This window comes from Robertmurraya dakarensis, from assembly GCF_900156875.1.
Lineage (GTDB): Bacteria > Bacillota > Bacilli > Bacillales > Cytobacillaceae > Robertmurraya > Robertmurraya dakarensis.
The window spans coordinates 1,895,542-1,916,652 of the sequence record NZ_LT707409.1 but is presented as its reverse complement, the minus strand read 5'-3'; the positions used below and the strand labels follow the sequence as shown (position 1 = coordinate 1,916,652).

At 36.6% G+C, this 21,111-nt stretch carries 27 protein-coding genes; 17 read left to right on the top strand and 10 right to left on the bottom strand.

What is annotated here, in order from left to right; genetic code table 11:
• Positions 1-49: 49 nt before the first annotated feature.
• Both CZ487_RS17965 and CZ487_RS17960 read left to right on the top strand, forming a co-directional pair.
• Positions 50-853 (top strand): serine/threonine protein kinase, encoded by an 804-nt coding sequence (locus tag CZ487_RS17965; RefSeq protein WP_077213661.1) that lies wholly within the window; start codon positions 50-52, stop codon positions 851-853.
• A 1-nt stretch (position 854) separates the two neighbouring features.
• Complete coding sequence (locus CZ487_RS17960) at positions 855-1,625, top strand: sporulation protein (protein WP_077213660.1); 771 nt, start codon at positions 855-857, stop codon at positions 1,623-1,625.
• 67 nt (positions 1,626-1,692) lie between these two features.
• Here CZ487_RS17960 and CZ487_RS17955 read toward each other — a convergent pair whose 3' ends face one another.
• A complete protein-coding gene (locus CZ487_RS17955) occupies positions 1,693-1,941 on the bottom strand; it encodes a PI-PLC domain-containing protein (RefSeq protein WP_077213659.1) in 249 nt (82 codons plus the stop codon).
• Positions 1,942-2,190: 249 nt separating this feature from the next.
• Here CZ487_RS17955 and CZ487_RS17950 point away from each other — a divergent pair, with 249 nt between their 5' ends.
• Positions 2,191-2,499, top strand: coding sequence for a YodL domain-containing protein (locus CZ487_RS17950; protein WP_077215377.1), 309 nt, complete (start codon positions 2,191-2,193; stop codon positions 2,497-2,499).
• Between the two features lie 50 nt (positions 2,500-2,549).
• On the opposite strand, the gene CZ487_RS27760 is transcribed toward CZ487_RS17950, so the two are convergent.
• Together CZ487_RS27760 and CZ487_RS27755 are read right to left on the bottom strand one after the other, a co-directional pair.
• Positions 2,550-2,681, bottom strand: coding sequence for a hypothetical protein (locus CZ487_RS27760; RefSeq protein WP_272914210.1), 132 nt, complete (start codon positions 2,679-2,681; stop codon positions 2,550-2,552).
• Between the two features lie 12 nt (positions 2,682-2,693).
• A complete protein-coding gene (locus tag CZ487_RS27755; RefSeq protein WP_272914209.1) occupies positions 2,694-2,822 on the bottom strand; it encodes a hypothetical protein in 129 nt (42 codons plus the stop codon).
• Between the two features lie 167 nt (positions 2,823-2,989).
• Here CZ487_RS27755 and deoD point away from each other — a divergent pair, with 167 nt between their 5' ends.
• The 6 genes from deoD to CZ487_RS17920 all read left to right on the top strand — a co-directional run bounded on the left by deoD (position 2,990) and on the right by CZ487_RS17920 (position 8,976).
• Positions 2,990-3,691, top strand: coding sequence for a purine-nucleoside phosphorylase (gene deoD, locus CZ487_RS17945; protein ID WP_077213657.1), 702 nt, complete (start codon positions 2,990-2,992; stop codon positions 3,689-3,691).
• A 231-nt stretch (positions 3,692-3,922) separates the two neighbouring features.
• A complete protein-coding gene (locus CZ487_RS17940; RefSeq protein WP_077213656.1) occupies positions 3,923-4,762 on the top strand; it encodes a M15 family metallopeptidase in 840 nt (279 codons plus the stop codon).
• Between the two features lie 293 nt (positions 4,763-5,055).
• The gene (locus tag CZ487_RS17935) at positions 5,056-6,519 is read left to right on the top strand and encodes a lmo1851 family serine protease (RefSeq protein WP_237562915.1); all 1,464 of its coding nucleotides are present in this window, start codon (positions 5,056-5,058) and stop codon (positions 6,517-6,519) included.
• Between the two features lie 147 nt (positions 6,520-6,666).
• Positions 6,667-7,080 carry a hypothetical protein gene (locus tag CZ487_RS17930; protein WP_077213654.1) on the top strand — a complete coding sequence of 138 codons (414 nt, stop codon included), beginning with the start codon at positions 6,667-6,669 and terminating at the stop codon, positions 7,078-7,080.
• Positions 7,073-7,993 carry a CobW family GTP-binding protein gene (locus CZ487_RS17925; RefSeq protein WP_077213653.1) on the top strand — a complete coding sequence of 307 codons (921 nt, stop codon included), beginning with the start codon at positions 7,073-7,075 and terminating at the stop codon, positions 7,991-7,993. Before CZ487_RS17930 ends, CZ487_RS17925 begins: the two co-directional genes overlap by 8 nt.
• Positions 7,994-8,094: 101 nt before the next feature.
• Positions 8,095-8,976: a hypothetical protein gene (locus CZ487_RS17920; RefSeq protein WP_077213652.1), complete on the top strand. Its 882-nt coding sequence runs from the start codon at positions 8,095-8,097 to the stop codon at positions 8,974-8,976.
• A gap of 17 nt (positions 8,977-8,993) precedes the next feature.
• On the opposite strand, the gene CZ487_RS17915 is transcribed toward CZ487_RS17920, so the two are convergent.
• The gene (locus CZ487_RS17915) at positions 8,994-9,233 is read right to left on the bottom strand and encodes a DNA alkylation repair protein (RefSeq protein ID WP_077213651.1); all 240 of its coding nucleotides are present in this window, start codon (positions 9,231-9,233) and stop codon (positions 8,994-8,996) included.
• A gap of 120 nt (positions 9,234-9,353) precedes the next feature.
• Between CZ487_RS17915 and CZ487_RS17910 the strand changes: the two genes are divergently transcribed.
• The 6 genes from CZ487_RS17910 to CZ487_RS17885 all read left to right on the top strand — a co-directional run bounded on the left by CZ487_RS17910 (position 9,354) and on the right by CZ487_RS17885 (position 14,398).
• Entirely contained in the window at positions 9,354-9,620 is a 267-nt protein-coding gene (locus CZ487_RS17910) for a hypothetical protein (protein WP_077213650.1), read from the top strand.
• A gap of 122 nt (positions 9,621-9,742) precedes the next feature.
• Entirely contained in the window at positions 9,743-10,714 is a 972-nt protein-coding gene (locus CZ487_RS17905) for a YncE family protein (RefSeq protein ID WP_077213649.1), read from the top strand.
• 3 nt (positions 10,715-10,717) lie between these two features.
• Positions 10,718-11,398 (top strand): response regulator transcription factor, encoded by a 681-nt coding sequence (locus tag CZ487_RS17900; RefSeq protein WP_077215376.1) that lies wholly within the window; start codon positions 10,718-10,720, stop codon positions 11,396-11,398.
• Positions 11,395-12,801: a sensor histidine kinase gene (locus CZ487_RS17895; protein ID WP_077213648.1), complete on the top strand. Its 1,407-nt coding sequence runs from the start codon at positions 11,395-11,397 to the stop codon at positions 12,799-12,801. The genes CZ487_RS17900 and CZ487_RS17895 overlap by 4 nt, the downstream gene beginning before the upstream one ends.
• Positions 12,802-12,852: 51 nt before the next feature.
• Positions 12,853-13,308: a FixH family protein gene (locus CZ487_RS17890; protein ID WP_077213647.1), complete on the top strand. Its 456-nt coding sequence runs from the start codon at positions 12,853-12,855 to the stop codon at positions 13,306-13,308.
• 382 nt (positions 13,309-13,690) lie between these two features.
• Entirely contained in the window at positions 13,691-14,398 is a 708-nt protein-coding gene (locus tag CZ487_RS17885; protein ID WP_337189751.1) for a CAP domain-containing protein, read from the top strand.
• Between the two features lie 53 nt (positions 14,399-14,451).
• Here CZ487_RS17885 and CZ487_RS17880 read toward each other — a convergent pair whose 3' ends face one another.
• Both CZ487_RS17880 and CZ487_RS17875 read right to left on the bottom strand, forming a co-directional pair.
• Positions 14,452-14,892, bottom strand: coding sequence for an Hsp20/alpha crystallin family protein (locus CZ487_RS17880; protein ID WP_077213646.1), 441 nt, complete (start codon positions 14,890-14,892; stop codon positions 14,452-14,454).
• Positions 14,893-14,907: 15 nt separating this feature from the next.
• Positions 14,908-15,390 carry an Hsp20/alpha crystallin family protein gene (locus tag CZ487_RS17875; RefSeq protein WP_077213645.1) on the bottom strand — a complete coding sequence of 161 codons (483 nt, stop codon included), beginning with the start codon at positions 15,388-15,390 and terminating at the stop codon, positions 14,908-14,910.
• 206 nt (positions 15,391-15,596) lie between these two features.
• On the opposite strand from CZ487_RS17875, the gene CZ487_RS17870 reads away from it, so the two are divergent.
• Positions 15,597-16,367, top strand: coding sequence for an SDR family oxidoreductase (locus CZ487_RS17870; RefSeq protein WP_077215374.1), 771 nt, complete (start codon positions 15,597-15,599; stop codon positions 16,365-16,367).
• A 60-nt stretch (positions 16,368-16,427) separates the two neighbouring features.
• Here CZ487_RS17870 and CZ487_RS17865 read toward each other — a convergent pair whose 3' ends face one another.
• The 4 genes from CZ487_RS17865 to CZ487_RS17850 form a co-directional block, all read right to left on the bottom strand.
• Positions 16,428-17,792, bottom strand: coding sequence for an MATE family efflux transporter (locus CZ487_RS17865; RefSeq protein WP_077213643.1), 1,365 nt, complete (start codon positions 17,790-17,792; stop codon positions 16,428-16,430).
• A gap of 158 nt (positions 17,793-17,950) precedes the next feature.
• Positions 17,951-18,511 carry a GNAT family N-acetyltransferase gene (locus CZ487_RS17860; RefSeq protein WP_077213641.1) on the bottom strand — a complete coding sequence of 187 codons (561 nt, stop codon included), beginning with the start codon at positions 18,509-18,511 and terminating at the stop codon, positions 17,951-17,953.
• Positions 18,512-18,807: 296 nt separating this feature from the next.
• Positions 18,808-19,395: an undecaprenyl phosphate transporter UptA gene (gene uptA / locus CZ487_RS17855; protein ID WP_077213640.1), complete on the bottom strand. Its 588-nt coding sequence runs from the start codon at positions 19,393-19,395 to the stop codon at positions 18,808-18,810.
• Between the two features lie 19 nt (positions 19,396-19,414).
• The gene (locus CZ487_RS17850) at positions 19,415-20,194 is read right to left on the bottom strand and encodes an undecaprenyl-diphosphate phosphatase (protein ID WP_077215373.1); all 780 of its coding nucleotides are present in this window, start codon (positions 20,192-20,194) and stop codon (positions 19,415-19,417) included.
• Between the two features lie 229 nt (positions 20,195-20,423).
• Here CZ487_RS17850 and CZ487_RS17845 point away from each other — a divergent pair, with 229 nt between their 5' ends.
• Positions 20,424-20,750 (top strand): DUF4870 domain-containing protein, encoded by a 327-nt coding sequence (locus tag CZ487_RS17845; RefSeq protein WP_077213638.1) that lies wholly within the window; start codon positions 20,424-20,426, stop codon positions 20,748-20,750.
• Positions 20,751-21,111 lie beyond the last annotated feature (361 nt).

Genomic DNA, 21,111 nt, shown 5'->3' with positions numbered 1-21,111 from the left:
AAGGTACTATCAGGGCTCAAAGCATGGTTCCAAAAAGGAAGAATAATGTATGTCACTAAAACCACTTATACTAACCATTTCCAGTCTCTTTGAAAAAAAGCTTTCTAGGGGAAAAATGATTCATCATTATGAAATAAGGGACATACTGGGTATGGGGAGTTACGGCTATAGCTATTTAGTACTAAACCAGCAGACAAAAAGACTGTCTGTTTTGAAGATGCTCCGTTTTCATAAAAGAATCATTCTAAAGGGAAGATTGTCTTTTCAAAAGGAAATGGCAATTCTTAAATCGCTTTCCCATTCTAGATTTCCGGTATTTTATGAAGAGGGTGAATTTGATCACATTCCTTTTTATACCATGGAGTATATTAGCGGGAAAACATTTGAACAATTGATCTTCGATGAAGGAAATATATATTCAGAGGCAGAAGCATTTTCATTAGGTTTGGAATTGCTCTCATTAATTACTGTTCTCCATGAAAAAGGGATTATCCATCGGGATATTAGAATTCCTAATATTATGATGGATGATGGGAAAATAAAATTGATTGATTTTGGCCTTGCTAGGAGGATGGACGATCATCATAACGAATTAATCTCATATCCAGTTCCTAAAAAGATAGCACCGATAAGTGACTTTTATGGTTTGGGGCATTTTTTATTGTTTTTACTTTACTCTGGATACGCTCCTATTGGTAATCAAAAAGAAAAGCCGTGGGAGGAGGAATTAGAGATCACAAAAAAAGGGAAGCATGTAATAAAAAGGCTGCTGTTAATTGAATCTCCATACCAGTCAACAAATGAGATTTTTAATGATATAGAGGAAGTTATTTTAGAATCTAGGAGGAAATGAAATGTCATTTTTTAACAAAGTCTTTGCTAGTGTAGGAATTGGAGCTGCAACTGTTGATACAAAGCTAGAAAGAGATACAGTTGCTCCGGGTGAAGAAGTTAGGGGTGTTGTAGAAGTAAGGGGAGGAAATGTAGATCAGAGTATTGATGAAATTTATTTAGTACTCTATACCACTTATGTTAAAGAGGTAGACGATAAGAAACACAACCTAACAGGCCAAGTTGATAAATTCCGTTTGACACAGTCATTTACCATTAGATCTGGTGAAACTAAACAGCTGCCATTTTCTTTCATATTACCTGCGGATACTCCGATTACTCTTGGAAAAACAAAAGTTTGGGTAGCAACAGGTCTAGATATTAAAAACGCTGTAGATCCGACGGATAAAGATTACTTGAAAATTGTGCCAGGAAGATTGATGGAATCGGTGCTGAATGCTGTGTCTGATTTAGGTTTTCGCCTAAGAGAAGTAGAGTGTGAACAGGCTCCGCATCGTATGCGCCGCAGGCTTCCATTCATCCAAGAATTTGAATTTGTACCGATTACAGGTCAGTTCCGAGGTCGGTTGGATGAATTAGAATTGGTGTTCTTTCCAATATCTAATAATGAATTTGAAATCCTGATGCAAGTTGACAGAAAGGCGAGAGGATTAGGCGGATTCTTGGCAGAAGCTTTTGAAATGGATGAGACGAATGTTCGCTTAACTGTATCTAGCGCAGATATCCCAGCAATGACTCAAAAAATTCAATCGGTTGTCAGCCGTTTTTCCTAAAAGTATAATTGCAAAAAAACGATGAAGCTTTACGAAAAGCTCATCGTTTTTTTATTTTCTGCTAGCCTTATATGAACAATTTTAGAAACTGCTGTCCTTTTTCAAAAAGGTTATAGGCTGCAAATAGATTTGGAGGACTAGATTTTTGTATTTCATCAGAAATAACACCGTGAACTTGAAGCCTTTGCATGTGAATAAATTGTGCTTGGCGTTTGATTGTCCATGAGTAAACTTCGTAATCAAGCTGGCTGGCAGCATGAATAAATGATTTGGAAAGGTATCCAAAATTACAAGAACAATGGGACATTTCTATCATACACCCTCAATGAACATTCCCCCTTTAATATTTTTTATTGTGAAATAGGGCATTAATTTAATATAGATCATGCTGAATTTTCAATTAATTGAACGTAAATTTTTAATAAAGTGTAAACCCGACAATATTAGATGAAATTTGATGAAGGATTCGACAAAGACGAAATGGTATTAGATAGTATTAGGATTTGACAATCGTTGTCGTGGATAAGAGGGGTAAAGCCAATATATGGATTTGGGGGAAAACGATATGTTAAAGGAATTAGTACGGATCAAAAAGAAGCCTTATGATGTGACTATATTTCAGACACCCATTTTTAGACAAAAGAAGGGTTATAAGGAAGTATACAGAATATTTGTTAATGGCAGTACACATCAAGAATGTTTAGAAAATGTATTTAAGAAATTTAATGTACCAGATTGTATACCAAAAGATTACGAAGGAAGGTTTATTTCCACAGGGGATATTGTTTATATTGATGAAGGCAGACAAGGACAATTTTATTATAAATTATTACCTGGAGGCTGGGAGCCTGTTAATCGGATTCATATACGCTAGTACGAGATTAAGAAAACAAGGAGAGTGGAGACTCTCCTTATTTTATTACATCATGTTGTGTTCTTACGTTTCTTTGAAGTAAATTCTTTTCCATGTGCTTCATGTTCCGCTACAATGTCTTCTGGCGGAATATGATTATTCTTTTTCGGTTGGTTAATGCGATTACGGTTTTTTTTACCCATGTGATCCTCCTGCTATTTTTTATGTTTTCTTTTAATGGTTAACGATGTATGTGGTTCTGTATTTGAACGAGAAGAAGGTGTTGTTTCATTTGCATGCTGCACAGCCTGCTGTAGTTTTTTGCTCATTTTTTCTTTCGGCATGTTCTGAACCTCCTTTGGAAAAGCTAGTGATAGCTTTCCCAATCCAAATGAAAAAATGCCTCGCCAGATACAAGTAAAGTCTGTAAAAAGACAAACAATTTACTTTAGCGTATAATGTCTGTGGAAGAAAGCGATTAAAATCGAACTAATAAAAAGGAGGAATTTTTGTGAGTATACATATTGGTGCAAAAGAAAATGAAATTGCAGAAACGGTTCTATTGCCAGGAGATCCGCTGCGGGCAAAATATATTGCAGAGACATTCTTAGAGGACGTTGTCTGCTATAATGAAGTACGTAATATGTTCGGGTATACTGGTACATATAAAGGGAAAAAGGTATCCGTTCAAGGCACAGGAATGGGTGTTCCGTCTATTTCGATCTACATAAATGAGCTTATGCAAAGTTATAATGTTCAAAACTTAATCCGAGTAGGAACTTGTGGAGCTATTCAAAAGGATGTTAAAGTACGTGACGTCATTCTAGCCATGAGTGCTTCGACAGATTCGCAAATGAATCGATTAACATTTGGCGGTGTTGACTATGCGCCAACAGCGAATTTTGACTTACTAAAAAAAGCATACGACGCTGGCGTGGAACGAGGATTAAATTTAAAAGTTGGAAATGTTTTTACTGCAGATATGTTTTATAATGATAACGCTGAGCATGAAAAATGGGCTCAGTACCAAATTCTAGCTATTGAAATGGAGACTGCGGCCCTTTATACGCTGGCTGCCAAATATGGGAGAAATGCTCTCTCCGTTTTAACAGTAAGTGACCATATTTTAACAGGTGAAGAAACAACATCTGAAGAACGGCAGACTACTTTTAATGACATGATTGTTGTTGCTTTAGATGCGGCTATAAAGTAAAACTACCATCAGCAGGGGTCTTACTGCCCTTTTCCCAGCGGTAAAATAACTTTCATTACAGCAGTTTCCCTATGGAGGGAGGCTGTTTTTTATAAGAAAAGTCTGCATTTAAGATATTCTTAGGGGTGAGGTTGTATGACGATTAACCCTGTTCATCTCCTCGACCTTCATGTAGAATAAGTAGATGTTGACGAGTTGACAACGAAATTTATTAGATACAGGTGAAGGATGATGAAAAAACGTACTCTAGTTGCAGCAAGCGCTATTCTATTACTATCAGGGTGCAGCGGGCTATCCCCATTGATTGATAAAATGCCTTTTTCGTCAAATCAGGGTAATCATAGCTCAGAAGAAAGCAGTCCAAGTAAAGATGAAGCTAAGGAAAATGAAGAAAAAACAGACATCATAGAAGAACAACCCAATGTACCCACTCTACAATCTCATTATTTTAATGAGATCAAAGAGGTGAATGGATTAAATGTCATTCAAAATCCATTAAATGTTTTGGCTTTGGTTAATAAGGAATTTGCCTTGCCAAATGACTATATACCTGAGGATTTAGAACGGCCTAACGTCCCTTTTTCATTCGGAGACTTAGACATTGAAAAGAGCTATCTTCGCAAGGAAGCGGCAGAACACCTTGAAATATTATTTGAACAAGCAAAGAATGAGGGGATCGATTTGTTTGCTGTGTCAGGATATCGTTCATATGAACGACAAGAAGGTCTATTTGCTGCGAAAGAAAACCAAGTAGGGCGGGAGGAAGCTGCACAAGTCGTTGCAATTCCAGGATTTAGTGAGCATCAAAGCGGCCTGGCAATGGATATATCAAGCCCAAGTGTCGGTTATCAATTAATTGAAGAATACGGTGAAACAATTGAAGGACAGTGGCTGGCAGAAAATGCACATAAATTCGGTTTTATTTTAAGGTATCCTAAAGGAAAAGAATCTATTACAGGTTATCAGTATGAACCATGGCACTACCGTTACGTTGGTATCGAGGCGGCAACGGTTATTCATGAAAAGAATTTGACTCTTGAAGAGTACTTTAATTTAGTTGAAAAAATCTAAGCTTGTAAAGTCGGAGTAAGGCTGTGTTAATGGATTGAGTTATTATTGCTAACAATAGAGGCAGGCTGAAAAACAGGCCTGTCTTTTTAAATCCTGCTATGAAATGGTATTCATTTTAACTGTAATAGTTTGTTCATATTTTATTAAAGGACTGTACACTTTTCTTTGTTAATTTAAATATAAAAATGTTATTCTAAATATTATAGGGCTTAAGAAATAAGGTATTGAACAGCTTCTTAAGGAAAAATTAGTTAAAGTGATCAGGCTTTACAGAAATGAAAGTGGTGAAGGGTTTGGATAATGAAAAATTAAACGAAGAATCGACTGATAACCAATCCGGTTTCATTCAAATGAAAAAGTTTCACTTTGTTATGCTTCTATTTTTTATTGTTTTTGTTTCTGCCGGTATTACAACATTCGCATTAGCATTTGGTGACGAGCAGGCAGTACCGGTGGCCGCAGAAAGAAGTGAATTTGAAAAGCTGTATACAGCTTTTGACACGATTAAAGATAGTTACTACAAAGAAGTAGACGAGAGTACGCTCGTTAATGGTGCAATAAATGGAATGGTAGAATCGCTAGATGATCCATACTCCGATTATATGAATGAAGAAGAAGCAGCAAGCTTTCATGATAGCATTTCGTCTTCATTCGAGGGAATTGGTGCTGAAATACAAGAACAAGATGGCTTTATTGTCATTGTATCACCTCTCAAAGGTTCTCCTGCAGAAAAAGCTGGTTTAAAGCCGAATGATAAGGTTTTATCCGTTGATGGAGAAAGCATACAGGGTATGAGCTCGACAGAAGCGGTTATGCTGATCAGGGGAGAAAAAGGTACAAAAGTTGAACTAGTTATCCAAAGGCCGGGAATAGAAGACCCTCTGACGATACCGATTGTCCGAGACACGATCCCGCTCGAAACGGTGTATGGAGAAATGCTAGAAGACGGAATAGCAAAAGTACAAATCACTACTTTTTCCGAAAATACGTCAAAAGAGCTCATTGAAATCTTAACTGACCTACAGGAACAAGGAATGAAAGGACTCGTTCTCGATTTAAGACAAAATCCAGGCGGTCTTCTAGACCAGGCAATTAAGATTTCGAGTATGTTTGTTCCAGAGGGAGAAGTTATCTTTAAGATTGAAGATCGCAATGGAAATATTGAGGAAATGAGATCAAGCGGCACCAACCAATACGATGTTCCGCTTGTAGTGGTCATTGACAAAGGTAGTGCAAGTGCATCTGAGATTCTTGCTGGAGCTGTAAGTGAGTCAGCAAATGTTCCACTAGTTGGTGAAAAATCGTTTGGAAAAGGAACTGTCCAAAGAGCTCAGAGCTTTAAAGATGGCTCCAACATTAAGTTCACAACTGAAAAGTGGCTAACTCCTAATGAGAACTGGATACATGAAAAAGGAATTAAGCCTGACTTGGAGGTAGCACTCCCTGAATATGCGTCCTTACCTATTATCAATCCTGATGAAGTGCTAAAATTATCTGTTTCTTCATCACAAGTAAAGACTGCACAAGAAATGCTTATTGCACTTGGATTTGATCCCGGCAGGAACGATGGATTTTTTGATGAGAAAACTGAAGAAGCTGTAATTGCTTTCCAAAAGGCTAAAAACCTTGAAGAAAACGGGATACTAACTGGGGAAACAACCATAGCATTAATGGAAAATCTAAGACAAACAATCGTAAATAATGATACACAAATTAAAGAAGCAGTAGAGTTACTGAAAGAAAAAATCACAAACTAAACAATAAACCCTCCAAGTTTTTGGAGGGTTATTTTTGTACAAAGTCTATTTTATTTGTAAGCTAATTGGAAATAAGCTAAAATGACTCCTTAGAGATTGGAGTTATTTTTCTTTTATTAAGAGCTGTAAGATAAAGAGGTGATACGCTTGCTTCAAGTAGTGAAATTTGATGAGCAGCTCAAGGAACAGATTCTTGGATTAGAAAAAAGTTGCATTTCAATATGTGAAGGGCTGCAAGCTGCATTTAGCCTTAAATTTTTAAAACTGCATGTCGAGTTGACGGTCAGCTTAATTAGAAATAAGAAAGGGAAACAAGCTGGTCCAAATCATATATTTGATGATCATTATGAATCGTCTATTGAAGTTGGGTTTGTGGAAAATCAAGAATACTATCCTAATGCCTATATTCCAATTTGGAAACTTAAACAGGATATGTTTGATAAAATTGGCTACTTAACCGAGTATAATGCCCATGAACTTGAGCAGAAGTTAACTTGTATTTTAGAAGAAATGTACGAAGAAAGAATTGAAGTAGTAAAGGAAGGTAAAACCATTGATTAAAACAGAAATTTATATACTATCAGGCTTCTTAGGGAGCGGAAAAACAACTCTTCTTAAACAATTAATTGCGGATGAACTTGAACAAGGCCGTAAGGTAGCTGTTATGATGAATGAACTTGGAGAGGTATCGATCGATTCGAATGCTGTCTCAGAGGATGTTCCGTTAAAGGAATTACTTGATGGCTGTATTTGTTGTACCATTCAGGATAAACTTGAAGCTCAGCTGCAAGGATTACTGGCAAAGGAAAGGCCGGATGTAATTTATATTGAATCGACAGGTGCTGCGCATCCAGTTGAAGTCCTTGATGCTGTTCTTTCACCCCTGTTTGCTGATCAGTTATCAATAAAAGGGATCATCTCTATCTTGGACGGGAAAAGGTGGTTATCGAGAAGGGAACTAAGTCCTCAAATTCAACAACTTCTATTAGAGCAAATACGTCACGGAGACCTAATTGTTATTAATAGAAGTGATGAATTGACTGAAGCTGAGAAAGGACAAGTATCTCTAGAAATTCAAAATATCAATCAACAGGGTCTTGCTCTGCTTACATCCTATTCAAGGGTATCTATGAAGCAAATCAGAGGTCTGTCATTAGGAACAAAAAGTGATGCTGCAAAGTCGCATGTTCGAATTGACTTGAACTTAAGCACATTTGTTCATAAATTTAAGAAACCAATCAAACACAGTAATTTTGAAGAATTTCTATTAAATTTGCCAGAAGGTATATATCGAATGAAAGGATACATCAAATTTGATCATTCGCAGTTACCGTACTTATTCCAATATTCCTATGGGATGCCGCTGTATTTTAAAGAAGAAATGAATTATCCTTTAAATTTAGTATTTATTGGTGAAAATATAAATTGGGCAAGGATAGAAGAAGAGTTAATAAAGCTTGAAGAAGATCAGTAACTCGAAATTGTTGGAAATCTAGAAAAATGAGAATGTTCACTTTCTCTTAGGGGAAACTTTTTATATGAATTTAATCCCAATAAAAAGATGAGATGAAGGACATGAAAATTTTTTTAGCGATTGTGCTCAGTATCCTAATGTTTGGAACAAGTTCAGTTTCAGCCTCAAGAGATCAAGAAAAAAATGAACGTATTAAAGGAGAAATGATTCCTTGGGAGCAGGTCAATGATATTCTCCCCAAATATACGAAATTTACAGTTAGAGATCTTGAGACTGGAAAAGAGTTTAAAGTTCAGCGCAGAGCTGGGAGTCAGCATGCAGATGTACAGCCTTTAACCTCTAAAGACACGAAAATAATGAAGGAAATTTATCATGGAAAATGGAGCTGGAAACGAAGGGCTATTGTCGTCTTACATGATCAAAAAAAAATTGCTGCATCCATGCATGGAATGCCACATGGTGTCGGAGCATTGAAAAATAATTTCCCTGGTCATTTTTGTATCCATTTTTATGGTAGTAAGACACATCGATCCAATTTCATGGATTTATCACATAAGCTGATGATTTTAAAAGCAGCAGGCATGCTAGAGAAACATCTGCAAACGGCAGATCCGTACGAAGTTACAAGTGCCTTTATTGCCGGTATAAAAGAACGTGATGAAACCATCATCAACTTGGTTTCGCTGGAACATGGGAAAGACTGGAACAAATTATTATCATCAATAGAAAATGTTTCAATCATAAATATGCCTATGCTGCCAGAAGAAGACCTAACTAATGAATGGCTGTTAATCATCCCAATAGAGGTTGATTGGTATGTAAAGAAGTATGGAAGAAAGACCTTCAGGGGAAGTATCCAATTAGCCAGATTTTCTAGCTTAGATGGGTGGAAAGTTGATACAAAAAAATTCATGGATGAAAATGGATTTGAAAGGTTTTTGAAAAGAACAGATAAGGTTAAGAACAAGGAGAGGGCTGCCTGACAAATGGCAGCCTTTTTCTATCTTTCACCAAATTTGATAAATGTTCTTTCATCTTCAATTAGTCCACAAGAAGCACATTGAACGCGATAGCTTGGACCGTTATACGATAAATGAAAAGGACTTAAAGGTTGATCATTATACTCCTCGATAACATTCCCGGTCTGGGGATCAAGCTTCACCGCTTGTGCTTCTTGGCGAATAATATTAAACCTGCTTCTGTTTGTTTTGCAATTAGGACAGCAATAGGGAGAGTTCATTTTTATCCTCCTTTGTGATGAGATTTTTTAATATTTTTTGCTACTACAACCTTTTTTATGTAAAAATACAAGGGTGATGACCGCGCGTTAATCACAATAAACAATAGGGAGATTACTAGAATGGCCGATTATAATTATTTATTGAATCAGTACCGTCAACTTTGGAATAACCGTGTACTAGCAGTTGAGGACAATAGTGAGCAAACTTTAATTGATGCTATTAAAAGAGAATTATTAGATGAAAATTCACATCCTCGAATTAGGAAAAATAAACATGAAAAATTCTTTTTTGCTGTAAAGAGAATCACACAGTCTGAATTAATTGAAGAAGATAAAGTTAATCTGATCAATCTACATATTGAACTGCTAGAACAACTGAAGAAGTAGTTTGTATACAGTTCGCCAAATTTTTTTTTGCGTATAGAAACTTTCATAACAACTTCACAGATTTCTCACAACAATAAGATAAAATTAAGGAAATGGATTTTCATAAGGGAGATAATTGAAGGATGAAATGGTTTATTAAGTTGATGATGGTAGTGTTGATTTTGGTTTTAACATCCTGTTCAGATGATCAATATCCTTCCATTTCTGAAGATCAAAATGTCTTAATCACCGTAAATATTAAAGATATGTCAGTTTCTTTCATTAATGTTGATACAAAAGAGAAGATAGCAGAATGGCAAATGGAAAAGCCCTATACAGGCGGGCTCATACTTCCTGATCGTGATACCCTTCTCTTATATGGAAAACAGTTAGATAACGTTGATTTATTCTCATTAAGGAATGGTGAAAAAGTCTCCAGCTGGGAATTAGGAAAAGGGATCGTTAACGGTAAGTTACTTAAAGGAGGCAATCAAATTGCTTTTGCTGATCAATCCTTACACGCAGTAAGGTTTTACAATACGATTGGCCAGGAGCTCGAAGTCGTTAAAACAGAAGCAAATCCGTTAACATTATTTGAAAATCAAGAAACGGAAAAACTATATGTGATAAGTTTTAACGCTGAGAATCTTACTGTAATAGATGAGAACTCAACCAAAAAAATCACAAGTTTTCCTATCCATCCTTCAGCAGCAGGTGCTGTCCTAAGAGAAAATCAGCGAGAAATATGGATTGGCGGTCATGGGGAAGGAACTGAGCTGGAATCTAATATTCATGTATATGATACAGTGACAGGTGAACTGCTTAAGCAAATCCCAGCTCCACTCATGCCAATAAACTTTCAGGAAAAAGATGGATTTATCTATGTACTGAGTCATGGTTCAAATACATTATACAAGCTTGATAGTGAAGGCAAAGTTGCTGATTCGACCAAAGTTGGTGCGAATCCTTTTGAAATGACCGTCCTAGGTGAATCTTTAATAATCGCTGGCTATGATAGCGATGATATTCATTTTATTAACGCTGATACTTTAGAGATAACAAAAACAGTATCAGTAGGAAGAGGCCCGTTTCAATTAATTTTGAGGGGAGAATAAGTGATGAAGAACCTCCATGTGTTAATCGTAGACGATGAAGAGGATATGCGCGATATGGTGCAAATGTATTTAGAAAACGCGGGTTTTACTTGTTCACAGGCTGGTAATGCAAGCGAAACGTATCAAATGATAGAAGATAAACATATTGATCTCATTCTTTTAGATATTATGATGCCTGAGGAAGATGGCTTTCAAGTATGTGAGAGGATTAGGGCTAAATCAAACATACCTATTATATTTCTTTCCGCAAAAGGAGAAGAGTGGGACAAAGTGAAAGGACTCCAATTGGGCGGCGATGATTATATTGTTAAACCATTTAGTCCAGGTGAGTTGACGGCAAGAATTCATGCAGTTTTGCGAAGGACTGGAAGTGTCGAAGCCATCGAACAGCCAAATAAAATTGGCAGGATCTTTATTAATACTAAGGGTAGAACGGTAACAGTTGATGGCAATCAAGTACCGCTAACTTTGAAAGAGTATGAGATGCTCCTCTTTTTTGTGAAAAATAAGAATCAAGCTTTAAGCAGAGAGCAGCTATTAGAAAAAATTTGGGGACTAGATTATTCAGGGAGTTTACGGACGGTGGATACGCATATTAAAACGCTCCGTATGAAGCTTGGAGCAGGAGATTATATCCAAACAGTCTGGGGAATAGGCTATAAGTTTGAGGTACCAAATGAATGAAAAAATATTCGCCTACACTCACAGTGAAAATATGGCTGGCCATTACAGCATCCATTCTGATTACGGTGGTATTTTCATTTATGTTATCCAATTTGTTTTATCAAAAATTGTATGTAGAAAATGTTGAAGATGCTTTGTTAGCAGAAGGAAATAGACTTGCACTAGATTATGAAGGAGGACCTCTTTCAGATGAAATAAGAAAAAATGTTGAATGGTATAATTCAAAGAACGAATCCGAAGTCTTTGTCGTGAGCAACCCAAGGGAATTAAGTGCCTGTCTTCCTTTTGAAATTGATTATGAGACTTTAATTCAGCCTCAGGAAAGAGAGCAGCTTCTTAATGGTGAAGCGATAAAAAAAATGGGCTATGAGGAACGATTTGACCGCGAGATTATGGCGGTTATTATACCGCTGCTCGACCAGAATCGGCTGGAGGGGATTATTTATTTATATGTTCCGTTAGCGAAAATTTCCGAATTGACGAAGGATTTTACGTATTTATGGTACATCGCCGGGTTGCTATTTATGGTTATTTCTTTTTATATTGGAACCATTTTGGTTAGGAAACTAACCAAGCCATTAAAGCAAATGACTGATGCCGCAAATCGAGTTTCACAAGGGGACTATTCGGCCAGAGTTTTTATTCATTCTGCTGATGAAGTTGGTCAGCTGGCATCTGCTTTTAACCATATGTCATCTTCTATCCAAAAGGAGGATGAAAGACGGAAACAGTTCTTAGCCAATGTTTCTCATGAACTTCGAACTCCGCTTAGTTATGTGAAGGGGTACAGTGAGGCACTATTATCAGGCATTGCAAAAAGTAAAGAAGACAAGGAAAAATACATGTCGATTATTGCGCGGGAATCCAAAAGAATGGACCGTCTTGTAGGTGATTTGCTGGACTTATCAAGGCTGGAGGCAGATGAATTTAAGTTGGAAAAAATACCGCTGCCTTTCGCACAGCTAGTAGAGGATTCAACCCAGAAGTACAATATTACTATGAATGAAAAAGGTGTGAAGTTATCTTATGACTTAGATCCGGACATTATTATTCTTGGGGATGAAGGAAGAATTGAACAAGTTATTCAAAATATAATGGATAATGCTTTAAGATATACAGAGAAAGGAGGAATCTCGATTACTTTAAAAAAATTTCGAGGAGGCTGCAGTCTTTCAATAGAAGACACGGGTACTGGGATTCCTAAGGAAGATTTAGATCATATAACAGACCGTTTTTATCGTGTAAACAAGGCTAGAACTCGAGCCAATGGTGGAACGGGTTTAGGACTGGCGATCTCTAAAAAAATTATTACTCTTCATGGCGGTTCATTAAAAATTGAAAGTGATTGGGGAAAAGGGACAAAGGTAGAAGTAATCTTGCCAATTGTACAAATGAAAGAGTAGCAATTATGATATTGTAGACAAAGATAATGTAATAAAAAAGGAGCAGACGTAATGAAGAAAATGCTTGCAGGGTTTTTTGTATGCTTTGGAATGTTATTGTTAACCGCATGTGCCGGTGAGGAAAGTATAGATGAGCCTCAATTCTTAGAGGTCGATTTAACGATTTCTCCGGAAAATGCGCAGCCCAATGAAACGGTGACATTTGAGGCGAAAGTTACTTATGGAAGTGAAGAAGTAACAGATGCTGATGAAGTCGCATTTGAAATTTGGCGTGCTCATGACGAAGATCATGAAAAATTCGAAATTGAGCATGCTGAAAATGGGATTTATCGATTAGAAAAAACTTTTGAGCGTGAAGGAACCTATTATATCATTTCACATGTAACAGGAAGAAGTATGCATAATATGCCAAAAAAGGAATTTGTTGTTGGTGAGCCGAGTGAACCTGAAGGGGATTCTTCTTCACAAAACAATATGGATATGGAAGATGAAACCATGGACCATTGATAATATTAGAAAAAGAGAAGGCGCAATCATTGCCTTCTCCTTTTTTGTTATAGAACGTTCATAAAAAACGAACTTCACTAATAGTTGTTACATGAAGGTAATAGTTGAAATATACCACGACGAGGAAAAAAGTTGTCAATATATATTTTAGGTTAATATATGGTAATTTTTTAAAATTCCACCATTTTTTATTTTAATATAATATTTCCCAGCCTCTCTCATCTTTTCTAGTAATAACAATATTAATCTTCGAAACATGAACTATTGTTGTCTTTATATTAAGTATCTAAAATAGTGTACTGTAAATATCTCCCTCAAATATTACAAAAAACTCATGTTATGATACTCGTGTAAAAACGAAAGCCTTATTGGAGGGTACAAAATGAAAATGAAAAAGAAAATTTTATTATCTGCAGCAACGGCTGCCGCGTTGGTTTTTTCTAGTCCAGCCTTGGATAAAGCAGAAGCAGCAAACCACCAGTATGAACAAACAAAAGTTTACTATTATCAAGCAGGAAATCTAAATGCTGAAAGCATCAATAAGTTCCTGCAAAACTACTTTAAAAACTACCAGTTTCAATGGTCAAATAAGCAAGATGTTGAGCAGCCAGTAAAGCAGCCAGAACAGCAGCCAGCGGCACAACCAACAACACCAACAAATCAGCAGCAAACACCGGAACAAAAACCAGCAGAACAATCTGCAGAGTATCAATTAAATGCGTATGAACAAGAAGTTATCAACTTAACAAACCAAGAACGTGCAAAACATGGACTTGCTCCGCTTAAAGTAGATACAGCACTAAGTAAAGTAGCCCGTGAAAAATCTTTAGATATGCAAAGAAATCAATATTTCTCACATAACAGTCCTACCTATGGATCTCCATTTGACATGATGAAGCAATTTGGAGTATCTTACAAAGCTGCAGGAGAAAATATTGCGATGGGTCAGCGCTCACCAGCAGAGGTAGTACAAGCATGGATGAATAGTGAGGGCCATAGAAAAAATATCCTAAGCTCAAGTTTCACCCATATCGGAGTCGGTTATGTTGAATCTGGAAACTACTGGACACAACAATTTATTGGTAAATAAAAAACAGGAGCAGCTGTAACGGCTGCTCTTTTTTCATGAACAAAATAAAATACTTATTCCACTATAGGAATAAGTACACTTTTTTCCTGCTTCTTCTTAGGAAGATGAATAGTAAAAATACCATCCTTATAGCTGCATTTCTTTTTGCTGCTTTCCACGGGGTAGGGAAGGGTAATCGTTTTTTCAAATTTACGATTAGGTCGTTCTTTTAGATAGTATTGAAGTGTTGATTTCAGCGTTTTACATTCACCTTTCAAAACTAATTGACCATTTTCAACTGTTACTTCTATCTCGTTTGCTGATACACCAGGTAATTCTGCTTCTAGGATCAAATTGTTTTCAAAATCATAAACATCACAGCGGGGAAAAATCTCTTGTAAGACATGCGCAGAAGAACCGGACTGACCGTCTTTTTGCTGATAAACGTTCCAAAATTGCCCTTGTTGATATAGATTTGCCACTTCTAACCATTCTTTTAATTTCTCTAGATCCAAACTTGTTTCCCTCCTTTAATAAATTTCTTTTATATCAATTTCAGAGTATTGCATATCAATGTTTTTCGGGATCTTAACTTCCAATACCTGATCCTTCAAATGGGCGGTCGCCCCCTTTCTCTTAACTATTGATGGGAGGGTCACGACCTGTTTATTTTCATATTCTGGAATATGTTCTATAATCAATTGATTTGATGTATAAAATAGCTTCATCTCTTTAAGCCAATTAGGATCTTTTATCGGTATCATTACAAACACATCATGATGTGTTTCGAAGACTGATGTTTGTAGTCCAACATCATGATTTCTTTCCTGTGAAGGATTTATGGTGTTGTCGAAGCTTTTTAGAAAATCTGGGGGAACCGATGATCCTTGAGTTTGCTGTGAGAACATTTTTCCCATCATTTCTTGAACATACTTTTCAATCTCAGCCGGTTTCATTTGTTCTAACATTTTCTTTGTGTCTTTATTAAAAGGGAAAGAATTCCATGGAAACATATAGGCCATCCTTTCAGATACTTTTCTTATCATTGATGTCAGCTTAGATTAATGATATTACCCATCATATGCAGGTAATCGTCTACACGTTATGTTTTAAGCAGGATCATTTTACAAAGAAAATACGAATTGTTTGCATATCAACACTGTTCTTTTTAGTATAGTGATAGGAGAGAAGAAAATAATTAATTGTGAGGTAATCAATGGTGAAAATAAAAACCGCCTTAATCACCGGAGGAGCAAAGGGTATTGGAAAAAGAACAGCCGTGCAGCTAGCCAAAAGCGGGATTGATCTCGTGATAAATTACCGAAGCAGTGAGCAAGAAGCTATCGAGCTTGTGAAATACTTAGGAAATACGTACGGAACAAGAAACATTGCTGTTCAGGGGGATATTGCAAAACTGTCTGACTGTGAGAAGGTAGTTAAGGAAGCACAAGAGTTTTCTTCAAAGATTGATATTTTGATTCATAATGCGGGACCATACATACATGAAAGAAAAAAAATGACAGAGTATACATTTGATGAATGGAATTATATGATAAATGGGAATTTAAATACTGTATTCTATTTATCAAAGCTTTTAATTCCACATATGAGAGAGCAGGGATGGGGCAGAATCATTACAATTGGATTTGATCGTGTAGAATCAACGCCTGGATGGGTATTTCGTTCCGCCTTTGCTGCAGCGAAGACTGGTTTGGCTTCCTTAACCAAGACGATTGCGCTTGAAGAAGCAAGTACTGGAATTACCGCGAATATGGTCTGTCCGGGCGATATTATCGGTGAGTGGAAAGAGAAAGGTATAAAGGAAGCTTTTTCGGTTGTTGACCGCGATTCTCCGATCGGAAGACCAGGGACAGGTGAAGATATAGCACGTGTCATCGCTTTTTTAGTTGATGAGAATTCAAGTTTTATCACAGGAAGTATTATCCCTGTCACAGGTGGAAAAGATGTACTTGGAAAAATATATAAGTAATTTTTTATTTTATGAAGTGAAAAAGACCATTTTCAGTGCAAAAATGGTCTTTTGTCTTTTTTATGCAAGCGAAGGCTTTAATACAAACTTTTTCTTTTGAACAAAAAGGAGTCTGCCGCATAAAGAAGTGGCGCCAACAGCCAGACCACAAATTAACCCAATCCAATACCCGTCAGGTCCTAAGGAAGTAAAATTAGCTAAATAATAGCCTAGAGGCAGTCCGATAATCCAATAAGAAATAAGTGACATTATGAAGGTGGCATTAACATCCTTATACCCCCGTAATGCGCCTTGTATAGGTGCCTGTATTGCATCAGATAATTGAAAGAACAGGGCATACAGTAAAAAGTGAGCTGTAAGCTGTAGTACTTTGTCATCTGTTGAATATATGCGAGCAATTTCATCTCTAAATAAAAGTAATATGATTCCGCAAATAAGTGCAAGTGCAATTGCCATTCCTACGCCAATCCAGCTATACTCCTTCGCATCTTGTAAGCGATCTGCCCCCACTTCAAATCCCACTACAATCGTTAATGCCATCGAAATACTTAACGGTACCATATAAAGAAACGACGAAAAGTTCATGGCTGCTTGATAAGCGGCAATGGTAGATGTATCAAAAACACTTAATAATAGGGTTACAGCAGAAAAAATACTTGTTTCAAAGAAAATCGCCAGCCCAATTGGTACACCAATGATTAATATTTCCTTCCATTTTCTCAGTGAAATAGAATAAAAGTTTGAGAAAATATTAAAGTTTACGAACGGCTGGTGTTTTATGATCACGAAGGATGAAATAATTGTGATGATCCAGTAAGTAATAGCAGAAGCGTATCCAGCACCTACGCCTCCTAATGTAGGAAATCCCCATTTCCCAAAAATCAGTATGTAATTAAACAAAATATTAAGCGGAAGTGCCATTAGTGTAATCATCATCGATACCTTTGTTTTGCCTAAAGCATCAATAAAGGAACGCAATACATTATAAACAAACACGGGAATGATTCCAAAGCTTAATGCGACCAGATAATCATGGGCGATTTGCTTCACTTCTGTTTCGAGGCTCATACTGTTAAGGATTGGATTCAGAGCAACAGCTCCTACAAGGATCACCGATACTGCAAGAGCTAACCCTAAGTAGATCGCCTGAATGACATTAAAGGCTACTTTATCATTCTTCCGGGCCCCAATGAGCTGTGACACAATAGGTGTAACAGCGAGTAAAATTCCGCTTAGTCCGGAAAACACGGCTACCCAAATTGATGAACCAATCGCTACTCCTGCCAGGTCTTTTGGTCCGAACTGCCCTGACATTGCTGTATCAAAAAAATTCATTGAAAACATTCCGAACTGTGTAATTAAAATCGGAATTAAGATGATCAAAAGCTGTTTTACCTTTTGTGATTTATGATTCGTTTTATTCATGATGTTTTTACCTCATTTTTTTCAGGTATCCAATGAATTATATCACATAATTTGAAGGGCAGATTATTTACTTTTATACAGTTAAAATCATAGAGGAGGGCGATTTATGTTTAAAACCAATAAAAAAAGACGATCCAAAAGTGGAACGCCTTTTACTATTATGCCTCTAACAACTGAGACTGTTCTTCTTCTTGAACACCCTGACGCATGACATGAAGTGTATACAAATCTTTTGGAATTTCATACAAATTGTAGATATCCCCGTCCTGGTTTAAAGTATCATAAATCGCTTTTCTTGTCTCATTGGCGGAAATCACATATGGAAGTTTTTCAGCAGCCTTTTGAGACCGGATATTTTCTTTGCGAATACGCATAAAAACCGTTTCTATACCTAATTCATAAAATAATTCTTGAAAAAAGGCGTCCTTGGCAATTTTGTTATAGCCTTTCCCGTGGTATGGTTTACCAATCCACGTTCCTAGAAAGCCAGATTTTTCTTGTAAATCAAAGAGATTAATGGTCCCGATTGGATTTCCCCACTCATCAAGAATGGTGCGGGAAATAAGCTCGCCGCGTTCTTCTGATTCAATCGTTTTCTTTGTCAAAAATAAGAATTCATCATATGAATATGCTTTTTGACGCACGAAAGGGAAGACTTCTGGGTGAGTCATCAGTTCGTACAAAGCATGACCATCGTGAAGATCACGTTTCTTTAACATGAGATAGCCTCCAGATGAGGACAGACTAATCCCATATGAAAGAGACTAGACCCACCCTCGAAATTTTTTATAATGTTGCAAAAAAATTTCGGGGTGGGAATCGAACCCACTAGAACCAGCTTAACTGGTGGCGCACCATTTGCCTTCCCTAGTTGTATTTAATAACAATCTTTTTTGTTTTTAAATGTATTTACTTTATGTATATTACTAAAAAAAATTCTAAAATGAAATAGTTTTTTTATTAATATTTCATAAAGTTTTATGGAAAAATTCTACAGGCAAATTCAGCAAATTTTTTATTGTTTTTTAATCTTTATATAAAGGAAATAGCAGCAAAAAGAAGCAATGGCAATCCCAATAATCGGGAACAAAAATGGACGTGCATACGATTCAATCATTTGCCAATGATCACCGAGTTCTATACCTAGAAGGAGGAATAGAACAGTCCATGGAACCATTGCTCCCATGGTTAGTAATGTGAAATGGTGAATGGGCATTTTTGCGATCCCCGCTGGAATCGAAATGGCATGTCTAATTACAGGAACAAACCTTGCTGTAAAAACTACACCCGTTCCATATTTCTCAAACCAACGTTCTGACGCATCTAAATGTTTTTCGTGAATGAAAAGATATTTTCCATAGCGCTCCAAAAAAGGTCTTCCCCCATAGGAACCGATCCAATATAAAAAAACTTGAGCCAATGTCCCGCCAATTACTCCGCTGATTAAAGCACCAATAAAATGAATATCGCCTCTTGAAATCAAATAACCTCCGTAGCTTAGTACGATTTCACTGGGGATGATTTCAACCATTAACCCAAGTGCAATTCCGATATAGCCATAGTCTGATAGTATTTCAAAAACGTTCAATATTAAATCGTGCATGATAACACTCTCCGTTCACTTAAAAAATACCTGTTAACTGCAGGGCCAATACGGTAAAGCCAAGTATCCACACATAAACGGCAAATATTTTAAGTGATCTTTTTTGCAGGAATTTTATCATCCACACAACTGCAGCATAACCAAATAAGGCAGACGTTAATGTAGCCACAAGCATGCTTCCAAGTGAAATAGCTTCGACATGACCTGAAGCCATTTCAGCAAATTGAAGAACGATTCCTCCGGCAATGACCGGAATGGAAAGAAGGAAAGAAAAGTAGGCTGCGGTTTCACGATCCAACTTCCTGAATAAACCAGCTGCAATGGTTAATCCAGATCTTGAAACAGCTGGGAAAATGGCAGCTGCTTGGAAAGAACCGATAAATAAGGCATCACCATAGCTGATGTTGTCCAGTTTTTTTGCACCTTTCCTAGCGCCATCAGCAATCCATAGAATGAGGCCTGTGAAAAGAAATTCCCATCCTATCGTAACTCCAGTTTTTGATATCGATTCGAATACATCATTGAACAACAGCCCTACTGCAACCGCTGGCACAGTTCCAACCACTAAAAGAAGTGACAGCTTTCCAAACGGTTTTTTAATAATTTGAATGAGTTCTTCTTTGTAAATGACTAATACAGCTAATAATGTTCCTACGTGAAGCATCGTATCGAGAAACAGCCCTGCCTCATCGAGATTAAATAAATGTCTCCCTAAATAGAGATGGCCCGTACTTGAAATGGGGAGAAACTCTGTTAATCCCTGAATGATTCCAAGAACGAAAGCCTCTAGCTTTGACATCACTTTAGATCATCACCCTTCTCATAAGTTGTCCTATCTAAAATGTATGCATGTTGTTTTGAACAAGAACATAAAGATAAAGGGAAAATTCAAGGATTGGGATGATTTTCTGAATAAAGGCTTGTATTTTTTTATAAATATTGAAACCTTTTTGAAAGAATGACGTATTTCATAATATAAAGATAAATGAAATAAACTAAAATAATTTTATTTATTAGGAGGGAATAACATGACAGCAACAAATGATGAACGGATGTTAGCTGCAGCAATTTACGTCGTCAGCTTTTTTACCGCTTTTGTTGGTCCATTGGTAATTTGGCTGCTGAAGAAAGATGAGTCATCATATATTGATTATCATGGGAAGGAATATTTCAATTTTCTTATTTCTTATGGGGTGTACACGATTGTAAGCATGCTGCTCATGATTGTTGTTATCGGCTTTGTGACAATCTGGATAGTGGGAATACTAGCATTTGTTTTCACTATAATCGCTGCTATTAGGGCATATGAAGGAAAAGAATATCGAATACCATTAGTTTTCCGTTTGATTCGTTAATGAACGAAAAAGACTAGTGATTAGGAAACCTAGGGCGACTACAGCTCTAGGTTTTATTTTATTGGTTCGCTAGTAGATTCATAGTAAAAAAAAGCATGTATTTAGTAAACCGGAATATATATGTATTAGAATCCCTAATAGAAAGGAGATTCAAGCAATGATATGGGTTTTCTGGTTGTGTTTGGCTCTCTTTCTCTTAATTTTATTAGAAGAATATATTAAATTTTACGTTTACCGTTATTTGAATGGACCATCACATAGAGAGATTACCTTCATGAATATGGTTCGAAAATATAAACATGCTATTAAGAGAGTATTTAAGAGAAAGCCGAAAAAGAAGGATAGTAATTCTTAATCTAAT